Consider the following 19,418-nt stretch of genomic DNA (forward strand, 5'->3'; position numbering starts at 1 on the left):
CTCTTCCCAGTTTGTCATATCACTCTTCCAATAATGTGTGAATTACTTTGATCATTTTTTTCTGCTCTTTGATCGGAAGTTTTTCAATTTTTTCTGTCAGCTCATTGGTAACACCTGTAACTGAATGTGCCACAACATCAATCAAAAGAGTATCTGCTGAAACATCTAATGCATTTGCAATTGTAACAAAGGTATCCAATTTTGTAACTTTCAAGCCTCTCTCTATTACACTCACATGCGTTGGACTTAAATTTACTAATGCAGCCAGTTCCTCTTGCGTGAGATTTTTTGCTTCTCGTGCTGATTTGATTCGCTGTCCTACTGCTTTCAAATCCATCGTAACACCTCCTCCAGAACGAATAATCGTTCTGAATTTAGTATACTTGTGGATATCTTAAATATACAGAATCGCAAAGCCAAGTTCTAATTCTACAGAACTATATTCAAAGTTTTTCTTTGCATTTTCGTAAAAAAGCGTTATGATTGAATCAGTTAAATCAAAGGAGGTATCAAATCATGAAATCACATAAATACTGGTCCTTAGGCGCACTTTTCTGTATGTTGGGATGCATTTATTCTGGAATCAAAAAATCTATGACTGCACATAAATACTTTGCCTATTCTTCATTGCTTTGTATGGGCATGTCCATTTATTCCGGTCACAAACTGGTTTCTCCAAAGAAGAAAAAAATCACTGAATCAAATAATAGTGAGAATAGTTAAATAAAAAATTGACCTTTATTCATCAAAGACAAAGTTGCTGGAGAATATTTTTTCTCTCCAGCAACTTTCTTTATCTTTAAGCCATTGAGATACAATACTGTCCAATCAGCTTCATCCAACTATTATATTTATTCTTTTCGCACACCTTTCGGCAAATTTCATTCTCCATCAATACACAGAACATCTTATCATAATCAAATGCCCAAACAGCACCATTCACATGGTTTTCCACTGCTTTCTGATCTATGCTTTTCAAGCGTGTGACCATTTTTTCAATTTCTCCATTTCCCAAGTTACCGATATTTTTGCAGATAAACCGAAAGAAATTCAACGTTGCATATTCATCATGCCAATGGAAATCTTCTGGATTGTTTTTAATTTTACTGGCTCTCAGCTGTTCTTTGATTATCTGAGCAGCTACACCTTTCATCGAATCTTCGTATCTCATATTATTCACCTACTCTTCCTCAACGCCCAGTGACGGTTTAAATCTTTTATCCTTTGCCTGCGATACCACGATCTCATAAAAATAAAATCCTAAATACCCAAGTGCCTGCTTCTTCATTTTATAAAAAGAAGTCCTGCCTATTCCTAACTCCTGCTGTACTTCCACATCTGTCTTATTATAATGACTGCAAAAACAGGAATGAAGGATTTCACTGAGCATCACACCATTCGGTGCATAGAACTTCACCAAAGTCATTCCCCGATAGATCATGTCCGACAATCCATAAATAATCATCAGATTATTCATCTCCCGGTGCATCTTTGGCACATTCAGCTGGTTGTTATAAATGCTCAGATAACTCAATGCATATGCCATATCTTCATTGATTTTCTCCTGGCATTCCATATCCAGTTCTTCTAACACAATCTGATTTTCCAAAATCAATTTCTGATAGCTTGTCATCAATTCTTTAATATCAGTATAATGTCTTTCGATTGTAACTTCCAGATAATCCTGTGCATGACTTGCCATCTGGAAGGTAATTTCTTTCATTGATTTAATTGCATAATCTCTGTCTGTCATCAGTTTCAAAATCTCCTTATCATCATCACACTAACTGGCGGTCTTTCAGACCAGTTCGCTTTCCCCATGATTTTGATGGGAAGCAATTACTTACTACAACTTGCAGAAGCGGATATCCAAAAGGCATTGTGGGAGCTGCCTTTGCTGACCGGAATCCATCTTCTTATGTAAAACCTACAGGAATATAAAGGGAAAGTGACTATCCCTGCCGGTTAATAATCCAAATAATATCGTCTATACCAATCTCTCCTTATGCTGTTTTTCTCTCCATAAACCATTTATCCACTTCGTAAAACAAGTGGCTTTCCTGCCCCTGTATCATACAGGTGTACATCATTCCTACACCGCCTGCCTTTCTGCTGGCGCATCGCTCGATTTTCAAAATTCTGTCAATACTATATTTTCTTCCATCCTCCCATGTAAAAAATATGGGAACCAGCTGTCCGTCTTTCCGAAACTCTGCTACTACATCTACATATACTTTGTTCATGCCGACACCTCACTATAAAATCTCAATTGCTCTTGGCGATGCCGGGATTCTGCGGATATATCCATTTAACTCCAACTGCTTGATTCTGGAAAATGCTGATGATGTTGATTTCACCCCGATCAATTTTCCAAATTCCCGTATTGTCGGTGGATATCCATGTTCATTGGTATATCGTAAAATACACTGATAACTTTCTTCCTGTTTTCTGGTTAATGCTTTTTTCAAATCTATCCCTCCAATTACCCATGGAAATAACTATGTGGATGGATCGTGTGCGTACCAGCGTCTAAGTGGGATAAGACTTTATCCTGATACATTGCCGCTCGCTGTATACTGAAATAACCAAACCGTCGTCTGATCTCATCTACAGTACGATCCAGCTTCTCTAACTTTTCCTTTTTCTCCTGATTTCCAAATAAATCCAACTGCACGGGAATATCATCTAACACAAGATCCGCAGCTCGGATCCCCAGGCTTCTAATGGGATGTTCCCATTTGTAATTATCTTTAAATAGCTGAAATGCTGCAGTTACAATCTCGTTTGTAATATTCGTTGGCTGTCGTAAATGTATCTGTCTGGAAAAACTATACAATCGATTATCTCGAACTGTAATTTCTACTGTTTTGCATTTAAATCCATGTTTCCGCAATCGTGCAGCTACACTTTCTGCCAATGCTATTTGAATGATCCAGACATCCAGATCATTTTCCAGATCTCTCGGTGTTGTAGTGCTATTACCTATCGACTTTACTGGTGCTTCATATCCTTCCTTGCAAACCGGATCTTCATCCCAGCCATTTGCGAAAGCCCATAATACATTTCCTATTTTTCCAAAATGACTCTCTAACAACTTTTCGTCTGATTCCGCAAGTTGCCCGATTGTCCGGATTCCAAGTTTTTGCAATTTCTTATTTGTCTGTCTTCCGACATAAAGCAAATCTGACGCTGGAAGCTGCCATATCCTGTCTTTATAATTTTCTCGATTAAACTCTGTGATTGCATCCGGCTTTTTATAATCTGAACCAAGTTTCGCATAAATCTTATTCCAGGAAATTCCAATACTTACCGTTACACCCAGTTCGTATTTAATCCGATGGCTGATTTCTCTTGCAATCGTCATTCCGCTTCCTTTCAGATTTCTGCTGTCCGATACATCCAGCCAGGCTTCATCAATTCCATATGGCTCGATCTTGTCCGTATACTCCGAATAGATTTCTCTTGCCATCTTTGAAAATCTCAAATACAAATCCATCCGTGGTGGTACAAATATGATTTCCGGACAAATCTGTTTTGCCTGCCATAATGCCATTCCGGTCTTTACACCTTTTTGCTTTGCAATATAATTTGCTGTCAGCACAATCCCATGCCGGGCTTCCGGATCGCCACCTACTGCCAGAGGCATTCCTGCAAATTCCGGATGATGTAGCATTTCTACACTGGCATAAAAACAGTTCATATCACTATGCAGGATCACACGCTCACTCAAACTTTTCACCTCCTAGCTGTTTCCTTCAATATGATGTCTTATCAATTTCTGTATGTTTAGTATATATCGACATTCCGGAGATAGTCAAGTAACATCTTGGTTGTCTTTTCTCCATTTTGGAGATTATTGTTGATTTTATTTCTAACATACGGTATAATGCATATAGAAAATTCAAATAGAAATGAGGCGAACAAATGCGTGATTTCGGGGAAATATTAGCAGAAAATAGAAAAAAGAAAGGATACTCTCAATCAGATCTGGTAGACCTGCTTTCTCAGGAAGGTATTCAGGTCACTACAAAAGCAATCTCCAAATGGGAGACCAATGCACGAGAACCAGCTTTACATGTTTTCCTGACACTTTGCCAGTTACTTGATATCGAAGATATATATGAATCTTTCTTTGGAGAAAATCCATATAACATTATGAGTGGATTGAATGAAGAAGGCAGAAATAAATTGATTGAATTTGCTGATATTTTGAAAGCTTCTAAAAAGTTTTCTCCACTGTCTGCAAAGATTATCCCATTCCATCATCCTGTAGAAATTACCTGGGAACCAGTTTCTGCTGGTACTGGAAATTACCTGGAAGATTCTGTAAAAGAAACTTATGACGTAGGACACCTTGCTCCTGAGCAGACTGACTTTGGTGTACGGATCTCCGGTGACAGTATGGAACCACTTTATCATACAGGCGATGTCGCATGGATTCAGAAAAAAGATTCTCTTGCTAATGGTGAAATTGGAATCTTCTATCTCAACGGTAATACTTACATCAAGGAATTACACGATGAGCCAGATGGTGTTTATCTGATTTCTTTAAATCAAAAATATCGTCCTATCCAAGTTTTGGAATCTGACTCTTTTAAGATTTTTGGAAAAGTAATCGGAAAATGCAAAGGTGCAGAAATTCCGGGATTTCATTAGATTTCAACAGCAGGTTCATGATCCTGCTGATAACAATAAGCAAAGGAAGTGATTGAATGGCAATCAATAATACATTAAAAGATATTCGTGAAGAACGGAATCTCATTCAAGCAGATTTGGCTGAAGCCATAGGTTCCTGCAGCCAGACTATAGGCCGCATCGAACGTGGAGAACGTAATCCCTCTCTTGAGATTGCAATCCGGCTGGCCCATTACCTGAAAGTGCCTGTAGAAGATATTTTTCAAGTTGAAGACTGAAGCATAACAGCCGAAAAACCGAGGAATAAAATCCCCGGTTTTCCTTTTGCTCAAAAATCAGTGTAATTCCATGATGCACAGATGCATATACGATTGCTTTTCTCATTTGTTTTCCTTTCTGCCTGCTCCATCAATCAGGTCATAACTCATATCTAAAAAGTCCAGTACCTTTGCTTCGCTGACCGAACCATCCAGTAAAATAGTGATCCAGTGCTGCTTATTCATATGATACCCAGGTAAAAATCCATAAGTCTGAATAATCATATTTGTCATGTCCGGATCACACTTTACGTCAATGATATCAACCATCTCTCTTCCTTCTAATCCCAGTTTCGATTTTTCAACCGTCATGATCACTGCATACCATTTCCCATTCTTATGTCGAAGTACTGCACTGTCCGGTAGTTTACTCCATAAATATTCCGGAATCGTGCCATACTGTTTCTGCACATATTCAAAAATTTCTTCTTTCTTCACAATCTATTCAACTCCTGATTCTTCTGATATCCTGCCCATAATCATACCACATTTTCGTATCCCGTACTACCTGCCAAATTCTTTTGCATTTTCCCGGTTCTCCTGACTTTAACTAATAGAGAGGTAAAACAGCAAGGACAGGAAGTGAGGATACACTTCCGGGAAATCCCAATTTAGGGAACCCTACCCTAAATTGAAAAAACGCTGAAAGCAACGATACTACTGTCCTCTCAGAAAGGAGAACCCGCCAATGGCTGAAAGAAAGAGAAACAAAGAAATCCATTTCTATGTCACCGAAGAAGAACGAAAGTTAATCCGCAGGAAGATGATAGAATCAAAGACAAAAAACATGGGAGCTTATCTGCGCAAAATGGCAATCGACGGTTACATCGTCAACACAGATACCACTCCACTTAAGAAACAGTATGAGGAAATGCACAAGATTGGTGTAAATATCAACCAGATTGCAAAAAAGGTAAATACCACCGGAGATCTATATCCGGAAGAAATGCAAGAATTGAAAGAGATGGTAAAAGAAATATGGCATATCTTAAAATCTTCCCCATTAAAGTAACAGACAAGAAAGCTCTAGACTATATTACAAATCCAGATAAGACAGATGAAAAACTGTTAGTTTCCAGTTTTGGCTGTTCCCCGGAAACTGCAGATCTTGAATTTTCTATGACAAGAGAAATGGCAAAAAAGAATGGAATGGACAAGGGCGATAACCTGGCATTTCATCTGATCCAGTCATTTAAGCCTGGAGAAGTTGATGCCGAAAATGCCCATCGCTTAGGGCAGCAATTTGCTGACGAAGTACTGAAAGGAAAATATGAATATGTGATCAGTACCCATGTTGACAAAAATCATATCCATAACCACATCATCTTCAACGCTGCAAGCTTTGTTGATCATCACAAGTATGTTTCCAATAAGCGGAGCTACCATAAAATCTGCCGGATCAGTAATCGCATTTGCCATGAAAACGGACTTGCCACCAGTATGCCAACCGGAGAAAAAGGTAAAAGCTATAAAGAGAATATGGAATATCATCGTGGCACCAGTTGGAAAGCCAAGCTACGTGTTGCAGTTGATAAGGCAATCTGGACTTCCATCAACTATGAGGAATTTCTACAAAAAATGCAGTTAGCCGGATATGAAATCCGGCAGGGAAAGCACCTGTCATTCCGTGCACCAGAACAGCAGAACTTCACTTATATGAAATCTCTCGGAAGCTATTATTCCGAAGAAAATGTTCGCATCCGTCTGGCTAAAAATCGTAGCAAAGTAAAAACTCCAAGACATCTGTCCAGAGAAGCTCGCTTGTATATCAATATCTCCACTTATGTCACAACTGGAAATCAAGAGGGATTTGAACGATGGGCAAAGCTCAATAATCTAAAAGAGGCAGCCCGCACCTTCAACTATCTTTCCGAAAATAACTTGCTGAATTATGACGATTTCAGGCAGCATGTATCTGACATTGAAGCTTCTGTGAAAGTTGCCGACCAAAGAATAGCACAAATCAACAGTGAGCTGAGCACGCAGAAAGTCATTCAGAAACACTGCGATTCTTACCGGCTTTGTCGTAAAGTAATTGAAGATTGTAAATCTGCTAAAAATCCAAAAGCATACCGCACCAAACATCAGGCAGAATACCAGCTCCACGATTCACTAAAAAAAGAGCTTCAGGATCTCGGTGTTACCAAAATCCCAAGCTCTAATAAAGTCCAAAAGCTGATTGAAAATCTTGAATCTGAACAGGCTACTACTGTCCGGGAAAAGCAAGAATTACAGAAAAAACAAAAGACACTGGATATCATTCAGCAGAATTTCACTGCACTGCTCGATGCTCCTGAGATCAGTTCAGACTTACTTCCGGCCAAAAAGGAACCTGTTTCTGTCACAAGAGAAAAATAAGATTGCACTGGCAACTCACTCATTTTCTTCCCAATCTTCCCAAGGTTTCAAATCCTTTTCCTCCCAGGTGACACCATACGGTGCACCTCCGGAGGTATAACCAGCAATACAGAAAAATCGGTCATCTTGCAAGATCTCTTCTTTGGTCAGATTATCTCTTGCTTCTTTTTTCCGTTTTGCTCGCCTCTGTTTCCTCTTTTGTTTGTTCTTGTCTTCCCTCCTTCCGCCAGCCTGAACATAAAAAAAACACCAAAAAACAATTCTTTGCTTTTTGATGTCATTTCTGTCTTTTCAGGCTAACGCCTGAACCAATATTACAGAAGCCCGAACAGACTTCTTCGGTGCGTTTCGCACAATCTGCTTTCAAATCCCGGACCATTTCGAGATGAAATTTCTTATTCAGGATATTCCCCGAATGAAACTGTTTACGCATTTATCATGGCACTAGATTTTGTTTTCGTCAACATTTTCAAGTACAATATATTGATATTTTTGCACTAAACGGTATTCATAGTACTACAAAAGATATAGCAGCAATAGCTTAATATCCAGCATTGCTAACGGTTCCGGGGTGCATTCATATTTTTGAACAATTCTTTTAATTTTTGAAAGCTCTCTTCAGATAAATCATGTTCCATCTTACAAACCTCCTTTTGCGCCAGTTTATCATCAATTCCGGCTGAAACCAATAACTCATAAGAGAAGCAATGTTTTTCATAAATTTCTTTCGCACATTCACTTCCTTTTTGAGTCAGACTAAAAATACCCTTGTCATCTTTTTGAACCATTTTCTCATCAATCAAAATTTTTACCATATTCGTAATACTTGGTTTACTGTATCCGAGAAAATCTGCAAGATTGATTGAACGTACCTCTGATAACTTTTTTGTAATAGATATAAAGCTTCTAAGTAATCTTCTGCTGATTCATGTAATGCCATTAAGCACCTCCTATCTTTTGCCTGACTAATTTTTTTTGATAAATTTCCTTTGAAAAACTATCTTACTGCGCCGGAACACAATATCTCTTATTTTGTTGCAACAGCAAAATGCAGTGAAAAACTATTATTATCCCTTATTTTTTTGTATGCAATTAATACATTAATTCATTTAAGTGTCTTTAATGTATTCTTTTATCACTTCAAATATCTCTTTGTTTATTACTATATCCTTTTCGTTTTCAATCCTTGTAGGATAATGACCTCTATTCTTTTCCAACAAAAATTCAGCCTGGTTATTGATAACATCTTTCCGTAAACTATATAACGAATTATTTACTTCGACTTGATCATCTTTAGCCCCCTGTATAATTAACACAGGTTTTTGATATTTATTAACGCCATCTTTTCCACTAAGTAATGCATACTTACCAAATTGAATCTTTTCAAATACAGCTATCCAAAACTGTAATAAATATGCAAAACATTTCATTTTTTTTTGCATACACATTCTCACAAATTTATTTGGAACATCAAAGGCCGATATTATAATTGCCTTATTCAAATTTTCTTTCTGTATATTCAACAATGCCGCCACAGCATATGCACCTGTACTATGCCCAAATGCGATAATTTTATCTAGTCCTTGTTTTTTTAAATATAGTACAGCATTTTGGGCATCTATAATAAACTGTGCAAATCCCTTTATATTTTCTCCTTCACTTTCACCACATCCTGTCATATCATAAGAAAATACAAGGTATCCACAGTTTATCAGTTCACATATTTCTGGCATATAAGCATTATACGTAACTCCATACCCATTCACAACCAAAACAACCTTATTATTAACTTTATTTTGATTAATTCCATAGAAATATCCTGTTAATTTATTTTTTCCCGAATAAAATTCTATTTTTTTTCTTCTGGGAATATCTGATTTTTTATCCGCTTCACAAATATCTATTCTCTTTCCAAACTGCATACGATACATTATGAACGTAAGCAAAAAACTCAAAGCAAGAATAATAAATGCCAACAAGATAATAATAATTATTATTTTCATGATAACCTCTTACTAATATTTAGGTATGCCGTTTCATTAGGAAAGCAAATTTTTCATTATTATAATTATAATTTTTTGCTTTCCTAAAATACCAACGACATATTAAATTAATCCAAACTTAACACCGCACTCTGCAAGCAGTCATAATCCATAAACAAACAATGTGCAGAATACTCCTTGCATCTCAAGAACACAAATTGCACAACAATGTTTATAAATGACTTTTTTAATCTTAATACATTATGCCAGAGAACACACAAAACCTCAAATCACTCCTATCAAATATTAACCAATGGTATTTTCTGAATATTGCGTTTTCCTGCAACTTCTTTTCGTAATCTACTGAATTCTCCAACCTTCAGCCTGCTCACGAATACTAATAAAATCTCGATAGGTTCCTTTTTGTTTCAGTAATTCTTTATGAGTTCCTTTCTGCACTACCGTTCCTCCATCAATAACGAGAATCTGATCCGCATTTTCAATCGTCGCCAGTCTATGGGCAATCGTTATGATTGTTTTACCATGTGTCAGTGCGGAAATAGCCTCTTGAATCAAATGCTCATTCTCTGGGTCAATGCTGGCCGTGGCCTCATCCAAAATAACAATCGGCGCATCTTTCAGCATGGCTCTGGCAATCGAAATCCGCTGCTTTTCACCGCCGGAAAGAGAAGAACCGCCCTCACCAATGACGGTATCATATCCATCTGGCAAGGCCATAATAAAGTCATGGCAGCGCGCTTTTTTTGCAGCGGCAATCATCTGTTCCTCTGAAGCGTTCGGGCTGCCGAATTTGATATTGTTACGGATCGTATCCCGGAACAGATATACATTCTGGAACACCATACTGATATTTTTTAGTAAGCTGTCACAGGTAAATTCTCGAATATCTGTTTCTCCTAAAATGATTTTTCCGGCGTCAACATCATAAAAGCGTGCAATCAGGCTGCACAGGGTAGACTTGCCGCTCCCGGAGGGACCTACAATCGCTGTTGTGGTATTCTGCGGAATCGTGAAATTCACATCATGCAATACAGTCCGTTTATCGTAACCAAAGGATACATCCTGAAAAGTAATGTCATACGAGGTCGGTGTAATATCTTTTCCGTCCTGGTCGATATATTCTGCATTTTCCAGAGCTTCCAGCTTATTCATAGCGGAATCTATAAGACCCAGCATGTGAGCCGCGTCGTTAATGTTTTCCACACTTCCAAAGATTACGAAAGAAAACAGAACAAACATCAGGAAATAAGCAAGACTCATTTGCCCGTTAAGTGTCTGCCATGCACAGATAAACACAATCCCCATAGATGCCAGTTTTAAGGAGAACAGATGCAAGCAGTTAAATGGCGTATAGCCTTTTTCTACTTTGATATGAATATTTTTCAAATCCGTATTTGCCTTGCGGAAACTTTCGATAGAAGCCCCTTCCTGTCCGAACGATTTAACGATGGACAGCCCGCGGATATATTCAATCGCAGAGCCAGACATATCCTCCATGGCCTGGTGCGTGATAGCAGCGGTCTTTTCACTATGCCTGCTGATACCATGTAAGGCCAATGAGGAAAAGGCAACGCCGACAACAGAAATCACTGCTGCGGCTGGACTCAGGAAAAGGAAACACAGGAGAATTGCAATAAACTTTGCATATCCGTTGATGATGATGTCAACCATCTTCATTCCCTGCAATTCAAGTGTGGATAGCTCCGTGGTAACACCTGTCAGAATATCGCCCACGCTGTTTTTGGAAAAATATCCCAGAGGAACCCTTTTCAGCACATCGCCTAAATGGATTCGCTGCCCTGCGGCTACTTCATAACCAATGCTTTCCTGCAACACCGCCCGCAAATAAGAGAGTAGAAAGTTAAGCGCAATCGAGCCAACAGTAATCCAAAGCGTCTGCCAGATCAGGGAGGATTCTATTGTGTTGCCTGCCCAATAAGCTGCGATTGCTTTATCAAGGGCATAAGCGGCAGCCATTGTAGGGATCGCCGTAGACAGGCTGCTGAAAAAGGAAAAAACAGAGCCAAGATAGAGGCGTCCCTTATATTTCCCCGCCCATTTAATGATCCGTTTCATAGACTTAAACATGAGCGACCACCTCCTTCTTTTCACTCACAGACCAATTCTTCGCCCCGATGTGGGCTTTCCACATATCCGCATACAGCGGACACCGCTTCAACAATTCTCCCTGCTTTCCGCAATCCACAATCCGGCCTTTTTTCAACACGACAATCTGATCTGCGTTCTGAATGGTGGAAAGGCGGTGGGCGATCACAAGAAGAGTTTTACCCTTTGATAACGCCATGATAGATTTCTGAATTTTATCTTCGTTCTGCGGGTCAGTAAATGCTGTCGCTTCATCCAAAATAACAATCGGGGCATTTTTGAGGATCGCCCTCGCAATCGCAATTCGCTGTTTTTCGCCGCCGGACAGCCTCTTTCCGGCATCACCGGCAGGGGTATCATATCCTTTGTCCAAACGCACAATAAATTCATCACAGCAGGCCTCTTTCGCCGCCGCATATACTTCTTCATCTGTGGCGTTTGGATTTCCAAGACGGATGTTTTCTTTCAGGGAGCAATTAAACAGGAAGTTATCCTGCGTCACAAAACTGACCAGTTCGGAAAGCTGGCGTATAGACAACTCTTTGATATTCTTCCCCCCAATGGTAATGTTGCCACCTGTCACGTCCCAAAACCTTGCAATCAGACGGGCAATCGTTGATTTACCGCCGCCAGACGGTCCTACAAGTGCCGTAAAACTTCCCTCTGGCAATTCCAAGTTCACATCATGCAGTACTTCATTTTGCTCGGAGCCGTCATAGGAAAAGGTTACATGCTCCAACACAATATCATTGCGGGGTATGGATACGATTTTCCCTGAATCCGGCAGCATAGGCAGGTTCAAAAGTTCATTTGCCGCCTCTACTGCATATTCCATAGACTTTGCTTCGTTAATGAAAGTGGTTGCTTTCATCAACGGCCCAACAATGCTGAGAGAAAGAATAATCCCCATTGCAAGCTCTGCGGGGGAAATACTTCCATTCTGTACCAGCAGAAGGCCGACAGGAAGAACCCCCAGTAACGTTGTTGGCATAATCGCCATCATCAGGTTCATCGTTTTCCATGTGCTCTTAAACCATGCCAGGGTAAACTCTTTGAACGACTGGACAGCATTAACAAATTTTTCATAGGAACTTGTGCTTTGATTAAAAGCCTTTACAACCTCGATGCCTTCCACATACTCAATAATAATACTGTTGACATGGTTATTTGCCTCCATATAAGCGGCGTACTGACTGTTATAATTCCTCATAAGGAAAAACATAGGAATCATGGCCAGCACCGGAGCAATCAGAACCGCCAATCCCATGCGCCAGTCAATGACCATCATCCAGGTAAAAATTGCAACAGGGAGTAGGAGGTTAGAAGTCAATTCCGGGATCATGTGTGCCAAAGGCGGCTCTAAATCCTCCACCTTATCCATGATGATATTTTTCAGATAGCCGATTCGCCGCCCCATCACTTCGCCGAGAGGCGCTTTCATCAGCCGGTCCGCAATTTTAAGCCGGATTCCTTCCAAAATGGTATAGGCTGAAATATGCGCCAGGATCGTAGAGATTCCATGGCAGGCAACCCGCAGCAGGTAGCCCGCTGCTCCAACCAGACACCAAATCAGAATGCCATTCAGGGTCACATTCTGATTGATAAATGCCAGCAGGATTTCATATACAGCCCAAAAAGGAATAAACCCTCCTGCAACGCTCAGAATGGCGCAGAATACCGAAAGAGCCATTTTCCCCTTGCATGGTGCGGCAAAGGAAAACAGAATTTTCACCCAATTATCTTTTTGCTGCTTCATTACAATCACCTCGTATTATAAAGTAGTAGTTTTTATAGACCCTCTCCAAGGTCTTCATAACTATTAAGGTCATAGTCTATTCTTTACCTCTTCTGCAGGTTCGACTATGATATATAAGATGCTGTGGATTGGTTTCAATCACCTACCACTTGATGGTTTTAGGAAGGCTCCAACCACAGTCTCTTTGTTCATTTGTTAATCAGTTAGATACCGCATGACGGTTTATTTAGAACGAGGATACAATCGCAAGGAGCACCCTGTGGTTCTAAAACAGCATTAATACATTTCAAAGGAGATTATTATGATTTATGTAGGAATTGATGTCGCTAAGGATAAGCATGATTGCTTTATCACCAACTCTGATGGAGAAGTGTTGTTTAAACCATTTACCATTACTAACAACCTAGATGGTTTCAATGAACTTTATCAAAAAATTGAATCTGTTACGGAAGATGCAACAAAAGTAAAAGTAGGACTGGAAGCCACTGGACACTATAGTTACAATCTTCTCGGATATCTCATTGATAAAGGTTTGGCCGCCTATGTTATCAATCCGTTACATACCAATCTGTACAGAAAAAGTCTAAGCCTTAGACAGACGAAAACGGATAAAGTAGATGCCCGCACGATTGCTTCCATGCTCATGTCTGATGTGAACTTAAAGTCCTACTCAGACATATCTTACCATAACGAAGAGCTAAAGTCATTAACTCGTTATCGTTTTGATAAAGTAAAAGAACGTGCCAAGCTAAAGTCTTCCGTCTCAAGACTTGTCTGTATCTTATTCCCTGAATTAGAAAAGCTTGTGCCAACACTTCATATGGCATCTGTTTATTCAATGCTTTCTGAATTTCCCGGTGCTAAGCACGTAGCCAGCGCACATCTTACCAGACTTACAAATCTTCTTTCGGAAGCTTCAAAAGGTCGATATAGTAAAGATACTGCCATTACTTTCAGAGAAGCTGCAAGGGCTTCTATTGGCTCAAATATGCCAGCTAAATCACTTGAACTAAAACACACCATCAAGTTGATTCAGGAACTTGATTCCGAGATTGATGAAATCGAAAATGAAATCAAAGTCATCATGGATGAAATCAACTCACCGATTCTTAGTATTCCTGGAATTAATTATCGCATGGGTGCTATGATCATTGCCGAGATTGGTGACTTCAGTCGTTTTGATTCTCCTGATAAAATCTTAGCTTATGCTGGATTCTCACCATCAACATATCAATCCGGACAACTGGATGGTGCTTACGCACATATGGAAAAACGTGGTTCCAGATACCTGCGATACGCTTTGTACAATGCCGCCAAGTATGTCTGCCACTGGGATCCAACATTTGCAGGGTATCTTGCCAAGAAACGAGCTGAAGGCAAGCACTATAACGTTGCCATATCACATGCTGTAAAAAAGCTGGTTCGAGTGATTTATCATCTTGAAAAAACAAAGCAACAATACATCAAAGTAGCTTAATCAATTTTAATTCGATACTCCTTTTTGAGCACCTGTCACGATGCTCTTTTTGTCATGCAGTTTTCAAGGTTCATGGAACTCTAACTGAGTTCAAAATATATCTAAAATACATTTCTGTATTTTATTCAAAAAATATCATTTTAAGGCTTGACTTTTAATAGTTAGTCTTCCTTCTTTTTAGTCAGCAAAGAAAAAAGGATGGGTAGTCTTTGCTAACCATCCTCATTGTAGCAGTATTCAATTCTTCTTTCCTCTCCAAAACGGCATTTATGCACCATTTAGAAAAAAGATTTTCGGTACTCCATAGGCGTTTGTCCCATCACCTGACGAAAGGCCGTTGCAAATTTACTGGGACTTTCATATCCGACAGCCCCGGCAATTTCTGCAATCCCCTTTTTGGAATCCTGCCTGAGCATTGTAGCAGCGATATTCATTCGATAACGGCGAAGATAAGAATACATGGAATCTCCGTAAACCTCTTTGAAACAGTTTTTCATGCCCGTCAATGAAATCTGGAACCGTTCAGCCAATTCATCCATTGTATAATGCTCTTGCAAATCCGTTGTAATCAGGTCGTGGATTGCTTTTATTTTCTCTACCTGCCCTTTATAAAAATAAGGACGTTCCTCTTTGGACTCGGAAATTTGCAAAGCGTCCAGATACAAAAGTAGTTCCAGTGCCTTTACTTTATAGTAGTCTCCTTTGATTTGCTGCGGGACAAAGTAAAGTTCTGAAAAAATATGTTCAATTCCCGGCTCATTATGAATAACAAACGGTTTCTTGTCGTTACAATACTTCTTTTGAAGTTCATATAAATCAACCGAAAACCCGCCAAAAAAATCTCTGAGGGCTGGCACAGCAATTTCCAAATCAAACCCGAGCGTCATCCCGTGGTAATGGCAAAGCGGAAAGCAAACTCGTCCCGAATGGAAACGCCTGTTATCAACTCGCATTTCATGCTCCTGTAAATAGCCATAAGCATGATTGCCAATTTCGTTTTCGATTCGTCCCTCCCGGCAATGGTCGATATAGAGAAGCGAACTGCCTGTACTACTCTGAAAATGAGAAACGCATTCTTTTAGATGCATATCACTATACATCACAAAAGCGCCATCAAAAATTTTGTGAGCTGTCATTGTCCCTTCGCCGCTTTCGTCAAAAATTTGCAGGACAACACAATCCTCAGTTTCAATGACATTTTTTACATTTGATCCGCAATTTATTTTACCATCAAACAGTTTGATTTCCGCCGCCCCCTTCCAGTATAAAGAAGTTTAATAGCCGTTCTCGTCCTTCCATATCCCAGAGGGAATAGCTTTCTTCCAGCATTCCGTTTTCCAGATGAATCACATGATTGCAGCATCTGAGTATAAATTCAGGATCATGGGTCACAATCACAATGGTTTTTCCTGAATCGGCAAGTCCTTTGACCGAATCGGCCACCTGCCTCATATGAAAGAGATCAAGGCCGCTGGTAGGTTCGTCAAATAGTATAACCGGACGTTCAGAGGCAATCGCAGAAGCAATCGCCACACGTTGTTTTTGCCCTCCCGAAAGCCCCATCGGATGGCAGGCTTTGTACGGGAGCAAATCCATTTCTGTCAAGATAGCCTCTGCCTTTGCCACATTTTCAGGCGATTCATCGGAATCTTTCCCCGGCATACTTAACAGGACTTCCTCTAAAACGCTCTCCGTAAAAAGCTGATGATTTACATCCTGCATGACCATATAGCATAGCTTCAGCCGCTGTTTGCTTGAATAGGAAGTACCTTCTTTTTCGAGGATACCTTTACATCTTTTTTCCAATCCGCATAAGCAACGGGATAGTGTCGTTTTTCCGGCTCCATTGTGCCCGATGACCGCCGTTACATTTCCAGCAGGAAGCTCTATATTTTCCAGAGAAAGCGTTTCCGGCTGTTTCTTGTATGCGAAATGGAAGTGGTTCAGTTTCCATATCCCCTGCCCTGAATGTAGACTGGCAGGCTCAATGTCTGCAAACTCACCCAGGCCAAGAGGCCGTAATCCCATTTTAGCTTTTTCCGCCGCCGGAATCAACTGAAATTCCGGCAAAGTATAATCCCCTTGTATTTCCCCGTCGCTTAAATATATGATCCTATCTGCCAGATCATAAAGATAGTAGAGCCGGTGCTCCGCAATAATAATTGTTTTGCCCTGTGACTTCAATATTTTTAACAGTTTCCGAAAATCAGCGATGGAATAGGCGTCAAGGTTGGAAGATGGCTCGTCCAAAACAAATACATCCGGTTCCACAGCGGCGGCAGATCCACAGGCGATTTTTTGCTTTTCCCCACCGGAAAGGGAGAAAACACTTCTGTCCAGTAGATTTGTAAGGTTCAACTGCTCTGAGACCAGTTTTACCCGCTTTCGGATTTCTGCTTCTTCCAATCCATGGTTTTCACATCCAAAGGCAATTTCGCTGGTCGTATCCACATTAAAAAATTGAGAACGTGGATTCTGAAAAACAGAACCCACTTTTTTTGATATATCAAATAACGACAGGCTACTCATATCTTTGCCATCGAGTATGACTCTACCTTCCAGCTTGCCATCGTAATAGTGCGGAATCAGGCCATTAAACAAACGAGTTAATGTAGTTTTTCCGCATCCTGATGTTCCGCAGAGCAACACGAAATCTCCATCATTAATAGACAGGTCTATATTTTTCAGCGTTCCATGTACTTCACGTTCTCCGTCGATACTTTCATTTGAAGGGTAGGAAAAAGAAACTTTTTTACATTCAATCATAATCCTACCTCCCTGCAATCATTGTTGCAATCGGAATAGCAAAAGCCACTACACACAATAACAAGAAAAGAATATCCTGCACATGAAAACCGATTTCGCAGATATTTGTTCTCTTAACCGATCCGCCCAATCCTCTCGTCAGGGCTGCAGCACTTAATTCTTCCCCAATCTTAACAGAACACATAATTACAGGAACAAGCCTATATTCCAACATTGCGCCTGCTTTGCCTCCGCCGAAGCGAATCCCTCGCATTTTCATAGCATCGCCTATCGCATTATATTCCTCAACAACTGTTGGGAAAAAGCGGAATATAACAGACATTGGAATAATAATTTGCTCCGGCAAATGCAGCTTCTTCATGGCAGCAACAAATTCACTGACGGTGGTTGTTTTGACTGTAATGTATCCCATCATAATTCCCGGAACAAACCTCATTAAAAAGCCACAAACTGCAACAACAAAAAAACTTGGCAGTCCTGACAAATACGGGAGTGACAGTATTTGCAGTAGATAGCTGCCACCGTACAAGGCAAAATAGATACATGACCCCTTCCATGCCCCTTCGGTCAGCATCAATATCAGAGGAACTGCCGACAAAACAGGAGCGAACTGTCTGGAAGTTACACCAATGCCTCCACTTAAAACAAATACGGAAATTGTGATAAGCAAAGCGAGTTTCGTCCGGGGGTCTAACAGTATTCCTCTGCCGCTTTTCTGACTTGCTAATAACTCCTGACGCATTATGCAATACCTGCCCTTTTGAAGTGTTTCTTAAAAATCTTCTGTCCGATGATACCGCCAATCACGCCGCAGACAAAACCGGCAATCAAAAGAAGCGGAAGTGTATATGCACTGATATACCCCATAATCGCATCGGCATATTCCTGACTATAGCCGGTAATCAAATCTTGGTAATAGCTGTCCCTTGTTACAACAATAGGAATATAATTACCAATAATCCACATCGAGAAAACCCCATGAGAAATGATCCCTTTCTTTGCGCTCTTATAATCGCCGGACTTCAAGATTAGATCAGCCAGAACACCAAAAACAAAACCGGTAATAATACTCCAATATCCCATACCTGTGAGCAGCATCAAAATACCACAGATCAAACCGGTCAGAGACACCATTCCAAACTTTTGGATTTTAGAATAGTACAGCATCATAACAATGCCGGCAATAAGCGGCGCAATCGCAATCAGCAGTGGCAAAAAAATAGGGATAAAACCCAACATAGCAACGGCCATAAATACCACGAAATAAATTGCAGTAAAGATTCCAACGTTAATAAGGTCTTTTCCTTGTAGTTTCTTCATTATAACATCCTCCTTCTTTTGGTTAGCCAGTTCTAACCTTCTTCAACGTAATATAACAGATATGATAATTTTTTTCTACTCCAAAAAGGCATTTTAAATCCAAATAGATTTTTTTCTGATTCATTTGAATATTATTTTTGAAATAGAATTCTTTTGTTTAAAGTTTAACTATATTCTGTTTTATTTCTCCCGGAAGACTCTCTATAAATTTTTGAATACCTTCTATTTCATCTAAATTATATGCCTTTCCTTTTGAAATTTCATCGTTTAGGCACCATTCTGCCACCAACGCACAAACATACCCCGATAGGGAATTCCAGTTACACGCATATTCAAAAGACATAAGTTTTTTTTCTACATCATTTCCATTTACAAGTTCTATACCAAACCAAAATATAGTCTTTTCATTTTCTGATCTGTCTTCCATGGCTAGTTTTTTTGAAATTGGAAGCAAAATATATCATTCGAATAGTATGGATACTTTTGGATATACAGAGCAATTGGAAAAAATGTATAGGAACAAAAGTACAGAAAATGAAAAGACTATATTTTGGTTTGGTATAGAACTTGTAAATGGAAATGATGTAGAAAAAAAACTTATGTCTTTTGAAATTTCATCGTTTAGGCACCATTCTGCCACCAACGCACAAACATACCCCGATAGGGAATTCCAGTTACAC

Annotated in this window: 23 protein-coding genes; 7 read left to right on the forward strand and 16 right to left on the reverse strand. The window is 39.7% G+C overall.

Annotation, left to right across the window (positions count from 1 at the left end):
* Positions 1 to 19 precede the first annotated feature (19 nt).
* Positions 20 to 337, reverse strand: a complete 318-nt coding sequence (locus tag H8S07_RS11695) for a helix-turn-helix domain-containing protein (RefSeq protein ID WP_055282712.1) — start codon at positions 335 to 337, stop codon at positions 20 to 22.
* A 179-nt stretch (positions 338 to 516) separates the two neighbouring features.
* Here H8S07_RS11695 and H8S07_RS11700 point away from each other — a divergent pair, with 179 nt between their 5' ends.
* Positions 517 to 723 carry a DUF6219 family protein gene (locus tag H8S07_RS11700; protein ID WP_008688150.1) on the forward strand — a complete coding sequence of 69 codons (207 nt, stop codon included), beginning with the start codon at positions 517 to 519 and terminating at the stop codon, positions 721 to 723.
* 76 nt (positions 724 to 799) lie between these two features.
* Here the strand turns inward: H8S07_RS11700 and H8S07_RS11705 are convergent, their stop codons facing one another.
* The 5 genes from H8S07_RS11705 to dinB all read right to left on the reverse strand — a co-directional run bounded on the left by H8S07_RS11705 (position 800) and on the right by dinB (position 3,730).
* Positions 800 to 1,171, reverse strand: coding sequence for a hypothetical protein (locus tag H8S07_RS11705; RefSeq protein WP_054356898.1), 372 nt, complete (start codon positions 1,169 to 1,171; stop codon positions 800 to 802).
* A 9-nt stretch (positions 1,172 to 1,180) separates the two neighbouring features.
* Positions 1,181 to 1,753: a hypothetical protein gene (locus H8S07_RS11710; RefSeq protein WP_186856079.1), complete on the reverse strand. Its 573-nt coding sequence runs from the start codon at positions 1,751 to 1,753 to the stop codon at positions 1,181 to 1,183.
* Between the two features lie 250 nt (positions 1,754 to 2,003).
* Complete coding sequence (locus H8S07_RS11715; protein WP_005344271.1) at positions 2,004 to 2,243, reverse strand: hypothetical protein; 240 nt, start codon at positions 2,241 to 2,243, stop codon at positions 2,004 to 2,006.
* 12 nt (positions 2,244 to 2,255) lie between these two features.
* Positions 2,256 to 2,468, reverse strand: a complete 213-nt coding sequence (locus tag H8S07_RS11720; RefSeq protein ID WP_024720752.1) for a LexA family protein — start codon at positions 2,466 to 2,468, stop codon at positions 2,256 to 2,258.
* 14 nt (positions 2,469 to 2,482) lie between these two features.
* The gene (gene dinB / locus H8S07_RS11725) at positions 2,483 to 3,730 is read right to left on the reverse strand and encodes a DNA polymerase IV (RefSeq protein ID WP_024728258.1); all 1,248 of its coding nucleotides are present in this window, start codon (positions 3,728 to 3,730) and stop codon (positions 2,483 to 2,485) included.
* Positions 3,731 to 3,924: 194 nt separating this feature from the next.
* On the opposite strand from dinB, the gene H8S07_RS11730 reads away from it, so the two are divergent.
* Together H8S07_RS11730 and H8S07_RS11735 are read left to right on the forward strand one after the other, a co-directional pair.
* On the forward strand, positions 3,925 to 4,656 hold the full coding sequence (locus tag H8S07_RS11730; protein ID WP_008688138.1) for a helix-turn-helix domain-containing protein: 732 nt from the start codon (positions 3,925 to 3,927) through the stop codon (positions 4,654 to 4,656).
* 56 nt (positions 4,657 to 4,712) lie between these two features.
* The gene (locus H8S07_RS11735; RefSeq protein WP_005344265.1) at positions 4,713 to 4,913 is read left to right on the forward strand and encodes a helix-turn-helix transcriptional regulator; all 201 of its coding nucleotides are present in this window, start codon (positions 4,713 to 4,715) and stop codon (positions 4,911 to 4,913) included.
* Positions 4,914 to 5,015: 102 nt separating this feature from the next.
* Here the strand turns inward: H8S07_RS11735 and H8S07_RS11740 are convergent, their stop codons facing one another.
* Positions 5,016 to 5,390, reverse strand: coding sequence for an MmcQ/YjbR family DNA-binding protein (locus tag H8S07_RS11740; RefSeq protein WP_054356897.1), 375 nt, complete (start codon positions 5,388 to 5,390; stop codon positions 5,016 to 5,018).
* A gap of 250 nt (positions 5,391 to 5,640) precedes the next feature.
* Here H8S07_RS11740 and H8S07_RS11745 point away from each other — a divergent pair, with 250 nt between their 5' ends.
* Together H8S07_RS11745 and H8S07_RS11750 are read left to right on the forward strand one after the other, a co-directional pair.
* Entirely contained in the window at positions 5,641 to 5,964 is a 324-nt protein-coding gene (locus H8S07_RS11745; protein ID WP_117761217.1) for a MobC family plasmid mobilization relaxosome protein, read from the forward strand.
* Positions 5,931 to 7,310 carry a relaxase/mobilization nuclease domain-containing protein gene (locus tag H8S07_RS11750; protein ID WP_173738638.1) on the forward strand — a complete coding sequence of 460 codons (1,380 nt, stop codon included), beginning with the start codon at positions 5,931 to 5,933 and terminating at the stop codon, positions 7,308 to 7,310. Before H8S07_RS11745 ends, H8S07_RS11750 begins: the two co-directional genes overlap by 34 nt.
* 557 nt (positions 7,311 to 7,867) lie before the next feature.
* Here the strand turns inward: H8S07_RS11750 and H8S07_RS11755 are convergent.
* From H8S07_RS11755 to H8S07_RS11770, 4 genes are all read right to left on the reverse strand, one after another.
* Entirely contained in the window at positions 7,868 to 8,125 is a 258-nt protein-coding gene (locus tag H8S07_RS11755) for a metal-dependent transcriptional regulator (RefSeq protein WP_173738637.1), read from the reverse strand.
* Positions 8,126 to 8,419: 294 nt separating this feature from the next.
* Positions 8,420 to 9,313, reverse strand: coding sequence for an alpha/beta hydrolase family protein (locus H8S07_RS11760; RefSeq protein ID WP_173738636.1), 894 nt, complete (start codon positions 9,311 to 9,313; stop codon positions 8,420 to 8,422).
* 339 nt (positions 9,314 to 9,652) lie between these two features.
* Entirely contained in the window at positions 9,653 to 11,401 is a 1,749-nt protein-coding gene (locus H8S07_RS11765; protein WP_015524566.1) for an ABC transporter ATP-binding protein, read from the reverse strand.
* Positions 11,394 to 13,175, reverse strand: coding sequence for an ABC transporter ATP-binding protein (locus H8S07_RS11770; RefSeq protein WP_186856080.1), 1,782 nt, complete (start codon positions 13,173 to 13,175; stop codon positions 11,394 to 11,396). Before H8S07_RS11770 ends, H8S07_RS11765 begins: the two co-directional genes overlap by 8 nt.
* Positions 13,176 to 13,476: 301 nt before the next feature.
* Between H8S07_RS11770 and H8S07_RS11775 the strand changes: the two genes are divergently transcribed.
* Positions 13,477 to 14,652 (forward strand): IS110 family RNA-guided transposase, encoded by a 1,176-nt coding sequence (locus H8S07_RS11775; RefSeq protein WP_117715743.1) that lies wholly within the window; start codon positions 13,477 to 13,479, stop codon positions 14,650 to 14,652.
* Between the two features lie 278 nt (positions 14,653 to 14,930).
* Here the strand turns inward: H8S07_RS11775 and H8S07_RS11780 are convergent, their stop codons facing one another.
* The 5 genes from H8S07_RS11780 to H8S07_RS11800 form a co-directional block, all read right to left on the reverse strand.
* A complete protein-coding gene (locus tag H8S07_RS11780; RefSeq protein WP_015524564.1) occupies positions 14,931 to 15,788 on the reverse strand; it encodes an AraC family transcriptional regulator in 858 nt (285 codons plus the stop codon).
* A 94-nt stretch (positions 15,789 to 15,882) separates the two neighbouring features.
* A complete protein-coding gene (locus tag H8S07_RS11785) occupies positions 15,883 to 17,418 on the reverse strand; it encodes an ABC transporter ATP-binding protein (protein WP_173738634.1) in 1,536 nt (511 codons plus the stop codon).
* A 4-nt stretch (positions 17,419 to 17,422) separates the two neighbouring features.
* Entirely contained in the window at positions 17,423 to 18,160 is a 738-nt protein-coding gene (locus tag H8S07_RS11790; protein WP_173738633.1) for an energy-coupling factor transporter transmembrane component T, read from the reverse strand.
* A complete protein-coding gene (locus tag H8S07_RS11795) occupies positions 18,160 to 18,738 on the reverse strand; it encodes an MptD family putative ECF transporter S component (RefSeq protein ID WP_117484504.1) in 579 nt (192 codons plus the stop codon). Before H8S07_RS11795 ends, H8S07_RS11790 begins: the two co-directional genes overlap by 1 nt.
* Before the next feature lie 157 nt (positions 18,739 to 18,895).
* Complete coding sequence (locus H8S07_RS11800; RefSeq protein WP_186856081.1) at positions 18,896 to 19,165, reverse strand: hypothetical protein; 270 nt, start codon at positions 19,163 to 19,165, stop codon at positions 18,896 to 18,898.
* On the opposite strand from H8S07_RS11800, the gene H8S07_RS14310 reads away from it, so the two are divergent.
* Positions 19,164 to 19,418: hypothetical protein (locus H8S07_RS14310; RefSeq protein WP_207722423.1), on the forward strand; the 255-nt coding region annotated here is incomplete at its 3' end. The two genes, H8S07_RS11800 and H8S07_RS14310, sit on opposite strands and share 2 nt — an antisense overlap.

The organism is Dorea hominis (assembly GCF_014287705.1).
Classification (GTDB): Bacteria; Bacillota; Clostridia; order Lachnospirales; family Lachnospiraceae; genus Dorea_D; species Dorea_D hominis.

Coding starts and splice junctions, on each gene's coding strand:
- H8S07_RS11695 (WP_055282712.1), bottom strand. CDS start 337: ATGGATTTGAAAGCAGTAGGACAGCGAATCAAATCAGCACGAGAAGCA.
- H8S07_RS11700 (WP_008688150.1), top strand. CDS start 517: ATGAAATCACATAAATACTGGTCCTTAGGCGCACTTTTCTGTATGTTG.
- H8S07_RS11705 (WP_054356898.1), bottom strand. CDS start 1,171: ATGAGATACGAAGATTCGATGAAAGGTGTAGCTGCTCAGATAATCAAA.
- H8S07_RS11710 (WP_186856079.1), bottom strand. CDS start 1,753: ATGACAGACAGAGATTATGCAATTAAATCAATGAAAGAAATTACCTTC.
- H8S07_RS11715 (WP_005344271.1), bottom strand. CDS start 2,243: ATGAACAAAGTATATGTAGATGTAGTAGCAGAGTTTCGGAAAGACGGA.
- H8S07_RS11730 (WP_008688138.1), top strand. CDS start 3,925: ATGCGTGATTTCGGGGAAATATTAGCAGAAAATAGAAAAAAGAAAGGA.
- H8S07_RS11735 (WP_005344265.1), top strand. CDS start 4,713: ATGGCAATCAATAATACATTAAAAGATATTCGTGAAGAACGGAATCTC.
- H8S07_RS11745 (WP_117761217.1), top strand. CDS start 5,641: ATGGCTGAAAGAAAGAGAAACAAAGAAATCCATTTCTATGTCACCGAA.
- H8S07_RS11750 (WP_173738638.1), top strand. CDS start 5,931: ATGGCATATCTTAAAATCTTCCCCATTAAAGTAACAGACAAGAAAGCT.
- H8S07_RS11755 (WP_173738637.1), bottom strand. CDS start 8,125: ATGGTAAAAATTTTGATTGATGAGAAAATGGTTCAAAAAGATGACAAG.
- H8S07_RS11760 (WP_173738636.1), bottom strand. CDS start 9,313: ATGAAAATAATAATTATTATTATCTTGTTGGCATTTATTATTCTTGCT.
- H8S07_RS11765 (WP_015524566.1), bottom strand. CDS start 11,401: ATGTTTAAGTCTATGAAACGGATCATTAAATGGGCGGGGAAATATAAG.
- H8S07_RS11770 (WP_186856080.1), bottom strand. CDS start 13,175: ATGAAGCAGCAAAAAGATAATTGGGTGAAAATTCTGTTTTCCTTTGCC.
- H8S07_RS11775 (WP_117715743.1), top strand. CDS start 13,477: ATGATTTATGTAGGAATTGATGTCGCTAAGGATAAGCATGATTGCTTT.
- H8S07_RS11780 (WP_015524564.1), bottom strand. CDS start 15,788: ATGACAGCTCACAAAATTTTTGATGGCGCTTTTGTGATGTATAGTGAT.
- H8S07_RS11785 (WP_173738634.1), bottom strand. CDS start 17,418: ATGATTGAATGTAAAAAAGTTTCTTTTTCCTACCCTTCAAATGAAAGT.
- H8S07_RS11790 (WP_173738633.1), bottom strand. CDS start 18,160: ATGCGTCAGGAGTTATTAGCAAGTCAGAAAAGCGGCAGAGGAATACTG.
- H8S07_RS11795 (WP_117484504.1), bottom strand. CDS start 18,738: ATGAAGAAACTACAAGGAAAAGACCTTATTAACGTTGGAATCTTTACT.
- H8S07_RS11800 (WP_186856081.1), bottom strand. CDS start 19,165: ATGGAAGACAGATCAGAAAATGAAAAGACTATATTTTGGTTTGGTATA.